Origin of the sequence: Spongiibacter nanhainus (genome assembly GCF_016132545.1) — a bacterium.
In the GTDB taxonomy this organism is placed as follows: Bacteria; Pseudomonadota; Gammaproteobacteria; order Pseudomonadales; family Spongiibacteraceae; genus Spongiibacter; species Spongiibacter nanhainus.
On record NZ_CP066167.1, the window covers coordinates 2,882,660 to 2,896,251 of the forward strand.

10 protein-coding genes are annotated in these 13,592 nt (G+C 55.9%); 6 read left to right on the forward strand and 4 right to left on the reverse strand.

All coding sequences use genetic code 11. The features are described from left to right. Nucleotides 1-15 precede the first annotated feature (15 nt). Entirely contained in the window at nt 16-819 is an 804-nt protein-coding gene (locus I6N98_RS13160; protein ID WP_198568811.1) for an SDR family NAD(P)-dependent oxidoreductase, read from the reverse strand. 38 nt (nt 820-857) lie between these two features. Continuing rightward, complete coding sequence (locus I6N98_RS13165; protein ID WP_198568812.1) at nt 858-3,341, reverse strand: TonB-dependent receptor; 2,484 nt, start codon at nt 3,339-3,341, stop codon at nt 858-860. Between the two features lie 478 nt (nt 3,342-3,819). On the opposite strand from I6N98_RS13165, the gene I6N98_RS13170 reads away from it, so the two are divergent. Both I6N98_RS13170 and I6N98_RS13175 read left to right on the forward strand, forming a co-directional pair. Next, nucleotides 3,820-4,449 (forward strand): TetR/AcrR family transcriptional regulator, encoded by a 630-nt coding sequence (locus tag I6N98_RS13170; protein WP_198568813.1) that lies wholly within the window; start codon nt 3,820-3,822, stop codon nt 4,447-4,449. A gap of 26 nt (nt 4,450-4,475) precedes the next feature. Further along, on the forward strand, nt 4,476-5,906 hold the full coding sequence (locus I6N98_RS13175; protein ID WP_232787336.1) for a coniferyl aldehyde dehydrogenase: 1,431 nt from the start codon (nt 4,476-4,478) through the stop codon (nt 5,904-5,906). A 176-nt stretch (nt 5,907-6,082) separates the two neighbouring features. Here I6N98_RS13175 and I6N98_RS13180 read toward each other — a convergent pair whose 3' ends face one another. Together I6N98_RS13180 and I6N98_RS13185 are read right to left on the reverse strand one after the other, a co-directional pair. After that, nucleotides 6,083-7,516, reverse strand: a complete 1,434-nt coding sequence (locus tag I6N98_RS13180) for a FadR/GntR family transcriptional regulator (protein ID WP_198568814.1) — start codon at nt 7,514-7,516, stop codon at nt 6,083-6,085. 37 nt (nt 7,517-7,553) lie between these two features. After that, complete coding sequence (locus I6N98_RS13185; protein ID WP_198568815.1) at nt 7,554-8,387, reverse strand: FadR/GntR family transcriptional regulator; 834 nt, start codon at nt 8,385-8,387, stop codon at nt 7,554-7,556. A gap of 280 nt (nt 8,388-8,667) precedes the next feature. Between I6N98_RS13185 and I6N98_RS13190 the strand changes: the two genes are divergently transcribed. From I6N98_RS13190 to I6N98_RS13205, 4 genes are read left to right on the forward strand one after another with little or no spacing between them, the layout of a single operon-like run. Continuing rightward, complete coding sequence (locus I6N98_RS13190) at nt 8,668-10,182, forward strand: class I adenylate-forming enzyme family protein (protein ID WP_198568816.1); 1,515 nt, start codon at nt 8,668-8,670, stop codon at nt 10,180-10,182. 15 nt (nt 10,183-10,197) lie between these two features. After that, on the forward strand, nt 10,198-11,043 hold the full coding sequence (locus I6N98_RS13195) for an enoyl-CoA hydratase (protein WP_198568817.1): 846 nt from the start codon (nt 10,198-10,200) through the stop codon (nt 11,041-11,043). 31 nt (nt 11,044-11,074) lie between these two features. After that, the gene (locus tag I6N98_RS13200; protein ID WP_198568818.1) at nt 11,075-12,370 is read left to right on the forward strand and encodes a MaoC family dehydratase; all 1,296 of its coding nucleotides are present in this window, start codon (nt 11,075-11,077) and stop codon (nt 12,368-12,370) included. A gap of 26 nt (nt 12,371-12,396) precedes the next feature. Continuing rightward, nucleotides 12,397-13,590 (forward strand): acyl-CoA dehydrogenase family protein, encoded by a 1,194-nt coding sequence (locus I6N98_RS13205; protein ID WP_198568819.1) that lies wholly within the window; start codon nt 12,397-12,399, stop codon nt 13,588-13,590. Nucleotides 13,591-13,592 lie beyond the last annotated feature (2 nt).

A 13,592-nucleotide genomic window follows, 5' to 3' on the forward strand; every position in this document is an offset into this window, starting at 1 on the left:
AATTCAGGAAAGAAATCACGCGGCTTTATGTTTCTTAACCTGCTTTAAGGTCATATTGGCCAGAGCATCCGGCGAAAAAAGCTGCATCATAAACATTGAGAAACGCAGCATGCCGGTCACCGAAATACGGCGTTTTCCAGCAAATAAGCCTTTATAACCTGCCTTGGCCACGTCTTCGGCGCTGAACATCTTCCCCGAAACAAACTTTTCCACCGCCTTACCGGTGTCGTCATCACCCTTGGCGGTGGCCATAAATTTGCTTTGGGTTGCGGGGGGGCAGAGCACACTCACTTGCACGCCATAGTCCGCCAACTCGGCAGCAAGGCCGGCGCTGAAATTGTTGACGTAGGCCTTCGAGGCGCAATAGGCCGCCATACCGACCGTGGGGATATACCCCGCCATCGAGCCAACATTTAGAATCTTGCCGCCGCCCCGGCGCTTCATATCCTCACCAAAAACCCGGCACATTTGCGTTAGACCCAGCACGTTAAGCTTGAGCATGCTCTCCATACGCCTGCCATCGATAGCAACATGGTCACCAAAGGCACAAAATCCGGCGTTGTTGACCAGTACATCGATGCTCAATTGCTGCTGTTGGCAATAGGCGAAGACCTCGTCGGCCGCGCCATCCCGGGCAACATCCTTTTGTACCAATACCGATTCAATCGACGGAAAATCCCGCCGCAATTCTGCAGACAGATCATCCAGCTCCTCTTGGACCAGACTAAATACCACGAGGCGGTAACCATCCGCGGCAAACAGCCGACAAAACTGGCGACCAATGCCACTGCCACCTCCGGTAATCAATACTGTTTTCAAAATCTATACTCCAATTCTTCAAAAGACGATCGATACGTTTAGAATTCGTAATCCACCCGTACGCCATAAATTCGAGGTTTACCGGTGTAACGTACATAAACGTCGGGTTGGAACTGGGTGGAATTAAAGTAGACTTCATCAGTCAAGTTGCGAACATAGCCCTGCAAGTTCCAAGGGCCGTCATAGGGACGAAAGCCCACCCGCGCATTGAGAATGAAATAGCTGGGACGGACGGTGATTGGGTCGTTAGATAACTCCCCCTGGGCTGCATCAGAATACTTACCATCCAGGCCAATACTGGCGGAGTAGTCACCCAATACAGGCCATTCATAATTGACCACGGCTGTCACTTCCATCGGTGAGGCATAATCCAGCTCATTCCCCGAGAAATCCTGACTGTTACCGTTGAGATCAATGCCGACGTAATCTTTGACTTCTGTGTCCAGCAGCGAGAAGCCAATGGAGGTATACAAGCCCGCAAAGGGCGCCGCCTGCACTTCCAGCTCCAGCCCCTGCACTACTGACTCGGGCACATTATCCAGACGCTGAATGGCGCCAAAGATAGGGTCTTTAAAGACGGTAAAAAGCTGTTTGTCCTCATAGTTGTAGCGAAACAGGGAGCTGTTGACCTTCAATTGACCGTCATACCACTGACCCTTCATACCGACCTCGAAGGCTTCGATACGCTCCTGCGTTACGGGGGTATATTGCGCGTCCGTGGCTGATAACAACGAGGGATAACTACCGGCTTTATAGCCAATACTGTAGGAAGCGTAGATCAGCATCGCTTCGCTGGGCGTCCAGTCCACCGCCACCCGGCCAGAGATATTGTCTTCATCCAGGCCACCACGCACCAACCCCGACTCGTTGGTTTCGCTATTTAAGGTGACGCAGTCACCCACTCCCGGACCGCCGCTCAAATCACCTGTCAGATCAATCAGACCTGCATCCGCAGCACCCACCAGAAGCTGGCCAATCGGCTCGCTCAAAGCCGTGACCGGCAACAATCCTGCAACGACTTGCCCGACATCGCCAACCTCGTCACTGGTCAACACCGAAAAAACATCGCCCAGGCCCGCTCGCTGCAGCGCGCCTACCCCCTGGAACAATACCGCGGTAGTGCCATCGGCATCCCGGGTACAGGCGTCGTATTCCCGGCTGTCATTGGTGTAACGCAGACCGAGGGTGTACTTGAATTCGTCACTGGCTTGCCACTCTGCTTGCCCGAAGATGGCGTGGCTTTGGGCATCCTGGGCCGAGAACAGATCCACCTGACGCACGAAAATACCGCCATAACCCCCGCTGGATTCCGTGGGATAGGTAAAGCGGGTATCTTCCAGCTCGTCCCCACTATAGAAGTAGCCCGCCACCCACTGCACGCTGTCGTCAAAGGCAAAACCCGACAGACGGAATTCGGCATTCCAGGCCGTGGTTTCGGTGTCGGTGTCGTAATCCAGATCACTGACATTCAGGCCGTCATTGTTATAGCGGTCCATTCCCTCAAAATGCTGCAAGGCAAGAATGGAAGTAAAGGTGGTCGACTCACTGAAGTGCCAATCGGTACGCAACGAAGTAGCGATATAATCCTGATCCAGACCCAGCTCCCGCTCGGGATTGAAGGCGGTCGCCCGAGCATCATCCTCTGGCGCCGTGGGGTGATTCTGTACATTCTCTGAAGCTTCAGCGGCCGGCAGGGCGGAAAAACTTCTGAACTGATAATACTGGGGGGATTGGGGCTCGCTGCGGTCCCGCCAGCCATCCACAGACCACTGAAAGGACAGGTCCTCGTCCGCATCCCAGATCAGCAGGAACCTGGCAGACTGTTTGTCCACCTCCCCAAGCTCGGCACCGGGGCGGGTATAGTCATATTGCCAGCCTTCGCTGCTGCGGATATCCCGAAGGGCAAACCGCGCCGCGAGAGTGTCGCTCAAGGGTCCACTGACGTAGCCCTCCACATCGGATTGGCCATACTTTTGATAGGCTGCAGAGACCCCCGCCTCGAATTCAGCCCCTGGTTTTTTGCTGATGTAGTTCACAGCCCCGCCGGTGGTATTACGACCATACAGGGTGCCCTGAGGGCCCTTCAGCACCTCAACCCGTTCCAGGTCGAGGTTGGCGCCCTTGGTCATCACCGGAAAAGGAATGTTGACCTCATCAATGTAAACCCCCACTGCTGAGGTCGCAGTCTGGCTGATTTCGTTGAAGCCGACGCCCCGCAAGGTGTAAACCGGGATCGAAAAACCACTGTCGGTGTAGGCGAAACCGGCCACCAGGTTTGTCAAATCTGCGGTATCTGTAACACCGAGCGCCTTAAGGGTGTCGTCACTAAAGGCCGAAATAGCGATGCCGACATCTTCTGCTGACTGCTCCCGCTTTTGGGCCGTGACTACCACCTCCTCGATCAGGGAGCTTCGCTGCCTGACCTGGCCAGACGATTCCTGAGCGGCGACACTCTGAGCAGAAACACCAAGAACACCCAGAATTAATGGGATAGACAGCCCCATCCGCTGACTTGTTTTCATTCGCTAACACTCCAGATCGATTTTTTATAGTTTGCGCGGCCAAGCTGCCACTTAATTAGTTGACTGTTTTAAATGAGAGGCCGAATACCTAAAACCACACACAGTCTGCCTACTACTAAAAATTAGCCCTAAACCAAAATTAGACGGATAACAACAGCACAATCGCCGACGAGTACAATATATCGCCTTTTTTACCCGCCTGTAAACAAATCCTATAAATCAAATATATGATTGTCGTAATACATTGTTATATATACAACTATTTAAGTTAAAAAATTTTCATGGAAAGAGGAATTTTAGCCCAGGCAGGATCAACAAATAAAATCCATAATGTGTTCACTATAAATGGACATTATTGAATAAATGTATTTTTTAAATGTTAAATAGGCTATTCTCCATCAATTCAATAGCCTGATACATCACCCGTTCGACGCGGGAACGCGTCACCCTGACTACCCGGACCCACCACACAGCCATCATGAGCAATATCAGAGAAAAAATACTAAAAGCCGCCAATACCTCCCTGGAGGAGCGCGACCTGGCAGAGCTCCAAATCAACGAGCTTTGCCAACTGGCCAACGTCTCCCGAACCTCCTTCTATCGAGAATTCAAAAATCTCGATGATCTCGGCGCAGCCCTGGCAACCCAAATCGGGAAGGACATTCTTCGGGAGGCCGCTCAGGCCGCTGACACGCTTACCGACCCCAGAGAGCGACTATTCCAATTCATCAGAAGGGTCGCCACCGATAGCCAATCGCACCGCTTCCTGCGTTGGGAAAAGAGTCTGGCCACAAAACTGATTCAGCGGGAAAACGGCCTAGGGCTGGCGGTATTTTTTGACGTCCTCGGGCCTGTCATCACTCGATGCCAACAAGATGGCGCCCTGCGCGGCGACCTTCGCACCGAGGAAATCGCTGACTGGCTGCTGAGGCAATGGTGGCTATTGAGCAACCTTCCCCTAAGAAATAGCGCTGGCAGAGAGGCGCTAGATCGCTATATACAAGTATTCATCGTGGACGCACTCAGGCCAGCAGACGCCAGCGGCTCAGGCAGCGAAGATGTCCATAACAAACTCGACCAGATTCTGGATAAATTGCGCTACTTATAGCGGATAGCAACCACAGGAGCCCTACTATGAACGACGCCTATGCGAATCCAAACATCACCGCGCTGGAGGCTTTGTTGCAGCAACAGCGGGACAGCTTTATGAAGGATGGTTTCCCCAGCGCCGATATCCGCATTGATCGCCTTGCCCGCATTGCCGACATCCACCTGCGCTACAAAGACCAATTGATCGATGCCCTGTCAGCGGATTTTGGCCACCGCAGCCGCTTTCAATCCACCATTACCGATGTATTGTCCGCCAGCCGCGAGGCCAAGGAGACCCAGAGGGAGATCAAGAACTGGATGCGGGCCGAGAAGCGCAAGGTGCCCTTTCCCATGAACCTGCTGGGCGGCAGGGCCCACATTCATTACCAACCCCTGGGGATAGTGGGCAATATGTCGCCCTGGAATTTCCCCGCCTACCTGGCCTTTTCTCCGGCCATTGGCGCCATTGCCGCCGGCAACCGGATCATGCTGAAGCCCTCAGACCTGACTCCCGCCACTTCCCAGGTCATCAAAACTATGGTGGCGGATGCCTTCAATCCCGAAGAAATGGCCGTGGTAACCGGCGACGTGGAGGTGGCCATTGCGTTCTCCCAGTTGCCCTTCGACCATCTGGTTTATACCGGTGGGCCGGAAGTCGCCAAATCGGTCATGGCCGCCGCAGCACGGAATCTGGTGCCAGTGACACTGGAGCTGGGCGGAAAGTGCCCAGTGATTGTCGATTCCGACGCCGACATCAAAACCGCCGCCCAGCGCACCATGACCATGAAGGCGATGAACTCCGGCCAGCTCTGCCTCTCGCCCGACTACGTCCTACTGCCCGAGGACAAACTGGAAAAATTTCTCAGTCATGCCAAAGCCACCATGAACGGCTTTTTCCCGCGTTATGTCGACAACGACGACTTCACTTCAGTGATCAATGAGCGTCACCTCGCCCGTCTCAAGGGCTATATTGACGAAGCCCAACAAGCGGGCTGTCGTATTGAAAGCCTGAACCCGGCCGAGGAGGATTTCAGCCAGGCACCCCGCAAACTGCCCTTCCAGTTTGTGGTGAACCCGGATGACACACTCAAAGTCATCAACGAAGAACTGTTTGGCCCGCTGCTGTGCCTGAAAACCTACCGAAACTTCGACGAAGCCATTGCCTATGTCAACGCCAAACCCCGCCCCCTGGCCCTGTACTTTTTCAGCAACAACCCGACAAATATCGACAAGGTCTTGACCACAACCTGCTCCGGTGGGGTCACCATCAACGATGTCGCCCAGCACATCACCTGCCCCGACCTGCCCCTGGCCGGGGTGGGCAATAGCGGCATGGGCGCCTATCACGGCCACCACGGTTTCCTGCAGTTCAGTCACAAAAAAGCCGTCTACAAGCAGGGCCTGTTGAGTATGGGCAAGTATCTGGCACCGCCCTCCACAGAAAAGAAGCAGAAATTTATCGATAAGATGCTTTAGGGTTCGACCGCGATACCCAAGGCCAGGATCGGTGCGTAATTCCATCGGCCTCGGACAAGGTGAATTGAGGCTTTATCGCAAGAGAGGGCGGCCTGGGCTGGCGATCTCCTACACCACCGCTCCCCGTAGGAGCGGGCTCTGACCGCGAAGCCCTGGGCTAATGAAGGGGGAAGAATTCAGGCCGCGCCAATATACCGCTCGATCACTGCGTGATGCTGCAGCACGCGTCGCCGCGCCAGTGCCTGGTCGCGATGCAGTACCGCATCCACTATCGATGCCTGACTGACAGTAATCGCTTCAGAGTGCCTCACCAGTTTGGCCACAGCCTCCTTACCCTGGTCACTGAAATAGATACTGTCGAGCAGAGCGTCGTAGTAAAAGTTCAGGATATCATTGCCTGACAGGTGGTTGATCGCCTTTTGCGTCGCAATCGAAGCTGCGGCAAAGTCTGCGTCCCCCAAAAGAGCCTGTTGCCGAGCCAATAACGCCGATAATTCTTCAATAGCACCTTCGGTGACGTTGCTCGCCGCCAGCGGGATCGCGGTAAGCTCGATGGCGTTCCTGACCGCAGTCAGACTGACATAGGGCACCTTTATGGCATTTAAGTAATAGACGACGGCAGCAATCGCATTGTCAGGCTGGGGCTGAGCCACCTTCAGGCCACCATCCCGGCCCTTTTGCATTTGCACCAAACCCACCACTTCCAGCACCCGGCAGGCTTCACGAAAGGTGCTGCGACTGACTTGGTATCGCTCCATCAACTCGGCTTCCGTCCCCAGCCGGTCGCCCTGACAACACCCACTACTGCGAATATCCCGGTGGATGCGGTAAATCAAGCCCTCCGCCATTTTGCTATGACTGAGATCAAACCAGGCGGGGTAAGTGGATTCACTGTGCAGGGTCGCAATCTGAGTGCCCACTGATTGACCGGTAAAGTCGAGGAACTCCTGCAACGGTCGATCCGCAGCAAAGGCGTTGCCCGCAATCACTTCATCCACCACCGACTTCAGCTTAGACCAGGCCACCTCACTATTGCTGGCAAACTGGGCATCGCTGAGCTTACCAAAGTTTGCAATATCCACGGTGACGAAGATCAGCGGCATCAGGCAAAACGTAATCACCTTGTTGCCAGCAATCTCCATCAAATGACGATAAAAGCTAAATAACAATACGACAAACTGATCCCGGCTCATGCCCGCTTCAAACTGGCCCTGCAGAATCCGCAGCCTCACAACGTCCCGGTCCGTCAGACTTTCTATTGCCGCCCGAACCAACTCCCGCTCTAGCACCGACCTGACAACGAGTAACTCATCAAAGTTGGCCTGGGAAAAATCAAAATAATCCCGGAGCAGATTGACAACGCTGGCCTGACTGGGAGATTGAACGTAGAGACCGCCCTTGGCACCGCGCTGAGCGCGGACAATGCCCAACCACTCCAGCTGCCTAAGCGCCTCTCGGAAGGTATCCCGACTCACGCCATAGCGATCCAGTAGCGTTCTCTCTGGGCCGAGAAAAGCGTCTGCGCCCAGCTTGCCGACCACAATATCCTGGGTGATCTGCTTGGCAAGACTGTGGGCCAGCTTGGGACCCTTGGCGACGAGACGGTCCATGACCGGAGGCATGACTCCTTTCCAGAGGTATCAATATTCAGGCGCCATTGCGGCTTAACACTTCCAGCACTGTGGTATCTTCAAAATTGGAAATCCACATTTTATAGGCGGCCTCGTTGTGGCTGCGCCAGTGGGCCACAGCCTTGTCGATTTCGCCCGCTTCTATCAAATCGATCAGCTTCCCCTGAGAACGAAGTCCCGCAGTAAGGGTTTTTTGCATAGCCTCTTTACTACCTGCGCGCCACTTCTGTTCCGCCACGATGGCCTGATGTGCCGCAATAATCGCTGAAATCGCATTGTAGAGGTGGCGCAGGGGTCGGTTTCCCGCCAACTCCACCAAGGTGGCATGAAACTCATCCAGCGCACTGGCAAAGGCCTGGGGATCTTTCAGCAGTGCCTCTTCTTCTGCAGCGAGACACTCCCGCAGCCGGGGCGGAGCCTCCTTACGGGCATTAGTGGCCACCAGCCTGACCAGGGCTGGCTCCGAGGCGTTGCGAGCCAGATAGACCTCAGTCATGGTCACACCCTCTGCCTGAAGCACCATCAGGGTGTTCTCGGCAATCAGATCGGGACTGGGGGCGTGAACCACCGCCCCACCCTTGGCGCCCCGGGTCACTGACACCAGCTGCTGAGCCTCCAGTATCCTATAGGCCTCGCGGATGGTGGGCCGGGAGACATCAAACTGCTCCATCAAATTGGCCTCAGCGGGCAACTGGTCACCATCGCGAAGCTTGCCGCGAATGATCTGGTCGCGAATATTACCCGCCAGTAACTCGGACGCCTTGGGCACCTTGAAGCGTTTTCCACCCCGGCTGTTCTTGCCCCCGCTAGGTTCTTTGCTACGACTGGTGACATCTGCAATATCTATCATGGCTACCTATTCTTCTCATTCTGAGCCCCTTTCTCTGTAGAGGGGGGCTTTAAACCGCTGTAATTTTACGTATTTAATCATACATATCATTAAACTGCTCATCCGGCCGAGGGGATTTTCTGCATTGTTTGGGAGGTAACGGCAGCCCCTTGATAATCATATATACAATTGATATGATTATAACGATTAAAGAGGCTCTGAACCCACCAACAAATAAGATCGCTCAGAGCTGCCTTGCCGACGCCTTAAACCGTAGCCCGACACCACAGGATTCAAGAGCATGCAACCGAGCCTTATTGACCGTATCCAGCAAGTAATGGCGCTGTCACCGGAGAGTCATGCCCTGGAATTCCAGGGGCAGTGGTATAGCTGGGCCGAAGTGGGGCAGGCCATGGCTAGTGTTCAGAAACATCTTGACCAGGCTGGACTGGCGGAGGGGGATGTCGTCGGCATATTGTTGCGCAACCGCCCTGCCCACGTCGCCGCATTGATGCAGGTTCTGGGCTCGCGGCGCTGCGTCGCCACCATCAACCCCTTCCAGAGCCCGGAAAAAGTGGCCAGCGACATCGCCGGTCTGAACCTGAAGGCAGTAATCTGTGATCGGGGTGACCTGGCCCATCCCAGTCTACTTGAGGCGGCCGAAACATGCGGCACCGTGGTATTGCAGATGTTTGCAGATCAGCATCTGCATATCGAACCCGCCAGTGACAACACGGTACCCTTGGGTAGCGGCCACCACCCCGCTCTGCCCGACACATGCATACTAATGTTGACCAGCGGCACCACCGGCCCGGCCAAGCGGATAAAACTGCCCTACCGCAGCTTTGCTCTGTCATTGATGGGTACCCCCGGTCATTACAGCAGCCACAAAGAAACCGAGGCCATTCGCTTGAAAGGCACTCCCGCTGTCCTCACTACGCCCTTGGTCCATATCGGGGGCATGTTTGCGGCGATGGCGGCAGTGACCCAGGCCCGGCCCATTGTGATTCTGGAAAAATTCAGTGTCGCTGGAATTCGCCGCGCCCTCACGATCTATCAACCCAAATTGATCTCCCTGCCTCCAGCGGCCCTGCGAATGATTCTGGACGCCGACACCCCGGCAGATGAACTGAGCTGCCTGTTGGCCATTCGCTGCGGCAGCGCTCCCCTACCACCAAGCCTGCAGGAAGAGTTTGAAGAAAAATACGGCGTTCCCCTGCTGGACTCCTACGGTGCCACCGAGTTCGCAGGGGCCGTGGCCGGCTGGACCATCGGCGACCACAAGCAATTTGCCAAACAGAAACGAGGCTCAGTGGGCCGGGCCCAGCCCGGCACCGAAATTCGGGTAGTCGATGCCGATACAGGCAAGCAATTACCTCCAAACACCGTGGGTATTCTGGAAGTCCTCTCCAATCAGATCGGCAGTAATGACTGGACCCGCACCACCGACCTTGCAGAAATCGACGAAGACGGCTTTCTTTACATCAGAGGACGTGCCGACGACGCCATCATCCGTGGCGGTTTCAAAATCCTGCCCCAGGATGTGGTTGCCGTGCTGCGCAGCCACGACAAGGTCAAACAGGCCTGTGTGGTGGGCATCCCCGATCACCGCCTGGGTGAAATACCGGTCGCCGCGGTTGAACTCAATGCTGGCTGCACCGGGATTGACGTTGACGAGCTCATCGCCTTTGCCAAGAGCAAGCTCACCTCCTATCAGGTGCCCACAGCCATCAAAATTGTCGACGAGATGCCCCGCACTCCGTCGATGAAAATATCCAAGCACGCCGTAAAAAACCTGTTCCTCGAACAGGTCTGAGTTCGGAGCATAACTATGGACCAAGCATTGGTATTACAGCATCTGGAAGACGGAGTTCTCACTCTGACCCTCAACCGGCCAGACAAACTAAACGCTCTCAATCCGCCGATGATGCGTCAGCTCACCGAGGCCATGAGCGACGCCGCCAACAACCGGGAAGCACGCGTCGTTGTGATCACCGGCGCAGGCAAAGCCTTCTGCGCTGGCGGCGATATCGCGGGCAAACCGGAGAAAAAGGGCGAGTTGAGCCCCGAAGAGGAAGCCGCCGCCGCCGAGCGCCGGGCCAAACGCCCCCCCGACACCATCGTCAACCGGGTGAAGTGGCTGCGGGACAATATGGAAACCTCGCGCATTCTTTACGACATGCCCAAGCCCACCATCGCCATGATTCGTGGTGCTACGGTCAGCGTCGGCATGGCCCTGGCCGGGGCCTGTGACTTTCGGGTGGCCAGCAACAAGGCCATCTTTATTACCTCCTTTATCAAGGCGGGCCTGTCCGGTGACTACGGTGCCAGCTTCTTTCTGACGCGTCTGCTGGGCAGCGCCAAAGCCAGGGAACTGATGTACCTGTCGGATAAGGTCGGCGCCGATGAAGCCCTGCGCATTGGCCTGATCAACCAGTTGGTGGACGACAGTGAACTGGAGAGCGCCACCATGACCCTAGCCCAGCGCCTCGCCAAAGCACCGCCGATTACCCTGGAGTTGATGAAGCGCAATATGAACGCTGCCGTTGATGCCAGCCTCAGCGAGCAATTGGATCGGGAGGCCAGCCATATGGTGATGTCCTCCATGACCGAAGACCACAAAGAGGCCATTCGCGCTTTTGCCGAAAAACGCGAGCCGGTTTTTACCGGTAAATAACGCAATACCGATTTTAATCTGGAGCCAGAATATGTCAGACGCAGACAACAAAAAGCCGATCAGCGAAGAGTTTGAAAGGGCCACCAATTATGAGCTGACCGACCATGACATCGAGCGCGCACGCCTGCTGATCGGCATCGATTTGGCCTGCCGCGACAAAGAACAGATCACCACCATCAGTGAAGACAATATCCGCACCTACGCCCAGGGCTGTGGCAGCGACAACCCACTGTTTGTCGATCCCGACTACGCCAGCAAAACCCGCTGGGGCGGCGTCTATGCACCACCGATTATATCTGGTTTTGTCAACAAGCCCCTGCTTGGCGACCCGATTCCGAAGGAAATCAAGGATCAAACCAAAAGCGTTTTTCGCGGTATTCACGCCTTTATTTCCGGCGGGGAGTGGAAGTTTTACAAACCCCTCTACCCCGGCGACAGCGTGTACAGCTTTTCCGGTGAAGTGGATCTGGAAGTCACGCCTTCCGAGTTTGCCGGGCGCAAGGTCACCCGTTTCAACCGTTCAGTGAAAATGAACCAGCGCGGCGAAGTGATAGCCGAATACACCTACCGCCTGATTCTGACCGAGCGTAAAAAGGCCAGGGAAAAAGGCAAGAACCTGAGCATCGAGCCGGCCAGCTATACCGATGAGGATATCGCCCGCATCGACGAGCTTTACGCCAACGACAACCCCCGTGGCCGCGAGAAGCTGTTCTTTGAAGACCTGGAAGTGGGCAGCATCCTGCCCGACTCCGTGCGCGGCCCCCTGACCGTCACCGACGTGGTCAACTTCCACGCCGCCGGTTATGGCTGGGTGCCCTATGGTCTGCGTACCGGTCGCATGTGGCACAAGAACCGCAAGCGCATTGCACCCTTCTACGTAAAAAACGAAATGGGCGTACCCGATGTAGCCCAGCGCCTGCACTGGGACAGCAGCTGGGCACAGGCCATTGGCAACCCCCGCGCCTACGACTACGGCGTAATGCGCGAGCACTACCTCTACCACTACCTCACCGAGTGGGTCGGCGACAACGGCTGGGTAGTGAGCATGTACGACGAAATTCGCAAGTTTAACTACATGGGCGACGTGCAGTTTGTGAAGGGCGAAGTGGTCGGCAAGCGCGAGGAAAATGGCCAGTACCTTGTTGACCTGAAGGTACAGATGATCAACCAGCGCGACGAAGAAACCGTCCGCTGCACCGCCACCATCGCGCTGCCCAGCAAGAAGGGGGGCGCAGTCCTGCTGCCCCAGGCCGACGAAGCCACTCAGCGCAAGGCCATTGAAATGCTGGCCCGTCACGGCGAGCTGCTGGCCGAGAAACAGGGCTAAACCCACTGTGGTATGGGAGATTAAACGTGGACCTGAAATATAACGCCACCTATGAAGCCTTCCGGCAGGAAGTGATCAGCTTCCTCGACGTGCACTGGCCTGCACCGGACAGTGCTGGCGAGTCCCGCGCCGAGAAAGAGGCCTGGTTTCGCAAGCAGGCGATCGCTGCGGGCTACCTGTATCGCGGCGTTCCCCGGGAGTTCGGCGGTTCCGAACAGGAAGCCGACATTCTCAAGGCCACGATTATTCGTGACGAGTTCGGCAAGCGCCGCGCGCCGATGGAGGCCCCCGGCATCGGCAATATGATGCTGGTACCCACCCTGCTGGAGTGCGGCACTCAGGAGCAGAAAGAACGCTTTATTCCCAAGACTCTCACTGGTGAATACCACTGGGCGCAGGGCTACTCCGAACCCAATGCCGGTTCTGACCTCGCCGCCCTGCGCACCCGCGCCGAGCTGGTCGAAGGGGAGAACGGCATGGAATGGTCGATTAATGGTCAGAAAATCTGGTCGACCCTCGCCCAGTTCGCCCAGTATATGTTTGTGCTGGCCCGCACCGAGCCAGAGGCTGGCAAGCATGCGGGGATTTCCTACCTGCTGATCGACCTGAAAAACCCCGGCATCACTATTCGCCCCATCAAACAGGTCACCGGCGGCAAGGAGTTCTGCGAAGTCTTTTTTGACGATGCCCGTACCCCCGCAGACTGGATTGTCGGCGAGCGCGGCGAAGGCTGGACCGTGTCCAAGGCCACCCTCGCCCATGAGCGCAGCTCCATCGGCGGCGCCCAAACGGCGGTCGGTCTGTTCGAGAAACTGATCGAGCTGGCCAAGGGCGTTCAGTATCAGGGCGTCACTGCCATCGAGCACCCCCAGATTCGCGAACGCTTAGTGATTCTGGAAGGCTATGTGCAGTCCCACCTCTATTCCAGCTATCGGCAATTGTCGATGGCTGCCGCCAAGCAAAATGCCGGTCGCATCGGCCTGATGAACAAGCTGATCAACACCAATATCGGCCATATGGTGGCGGATATTGCCAAAGACCTGATCAACGATGCCGCCCTGCTGATGCCACCGACCCGTGGCCGCGCTGAGGGCGACGAGAAATGGCTGAATCAGTTTTTCGGCTCCCTCGGCGTCGCCATTGCCGGGGGCACCTCCAACATTCAGCGCAATATTATTGCGGAGCGGGGCTTTGGCTTGCCCCGCGACGACGCGGAGTAAAG

Bases quoted from the DNA above. Each gene is read 5' to 3' on its own strand.
- I6N98_RS13165 (WP_198568812.1), bottom strand. From the start codon at position 3,341: ATGAAAACAAGTCAGCGGATGGGGCTGTCTATCCCATTAATTCTGGGT.
- I6N98_RS13170 (WP_198568813.1), top strand. From the start codon at position 3,820: ATGAGCAATATCAGAGAAAAAATACTAAAAGCCGCCAATACCTCCCTG.
- I6N98_RS13175 (WP_232787336.1), top strand. From the start codon at position 4,476: ATGAACGACGCCTATGCGAATCCAAACATCACCGCGCTGGAGGCTTTG.
- I6N98_RS13180 (WP_198568814.1), bottom strand. From the start codon at position 7,516: ATGGACCGTCTCGTCGCCAAGGGTCCCAAGCTGGCCCACAGTCTTGCC.
- I6N98_RS13185 (WP_198568815.1), bottom strand. From the start codon at position 8,387: ATGATAGATATTGCAGATGTCACCAGTCGTAGCAAAGAACCTAGCGGG.
- I6N98_RS13190 (WP_198568816.1), top strand. From the start codon at position 8,668: ATGCAACCGAGCCTTATTGACCGTATCCAGCAAGTAATGGCGCTGTCA.
- I6N98_RS13195 (WP_198568817.1), top strand. From the start codon at position 10,198: ATGGACCAAGCATTGGTATTACAGCATCTGGAAGACGGAGTTCTCACT.
- I6N98_RS13200 (WP_198568818.1), top strand. From the start codon at position 11,075: ATGTCAGACGCAGACAACAAAAAGCCGATCAGCGAAGAGTTTGAAAGG.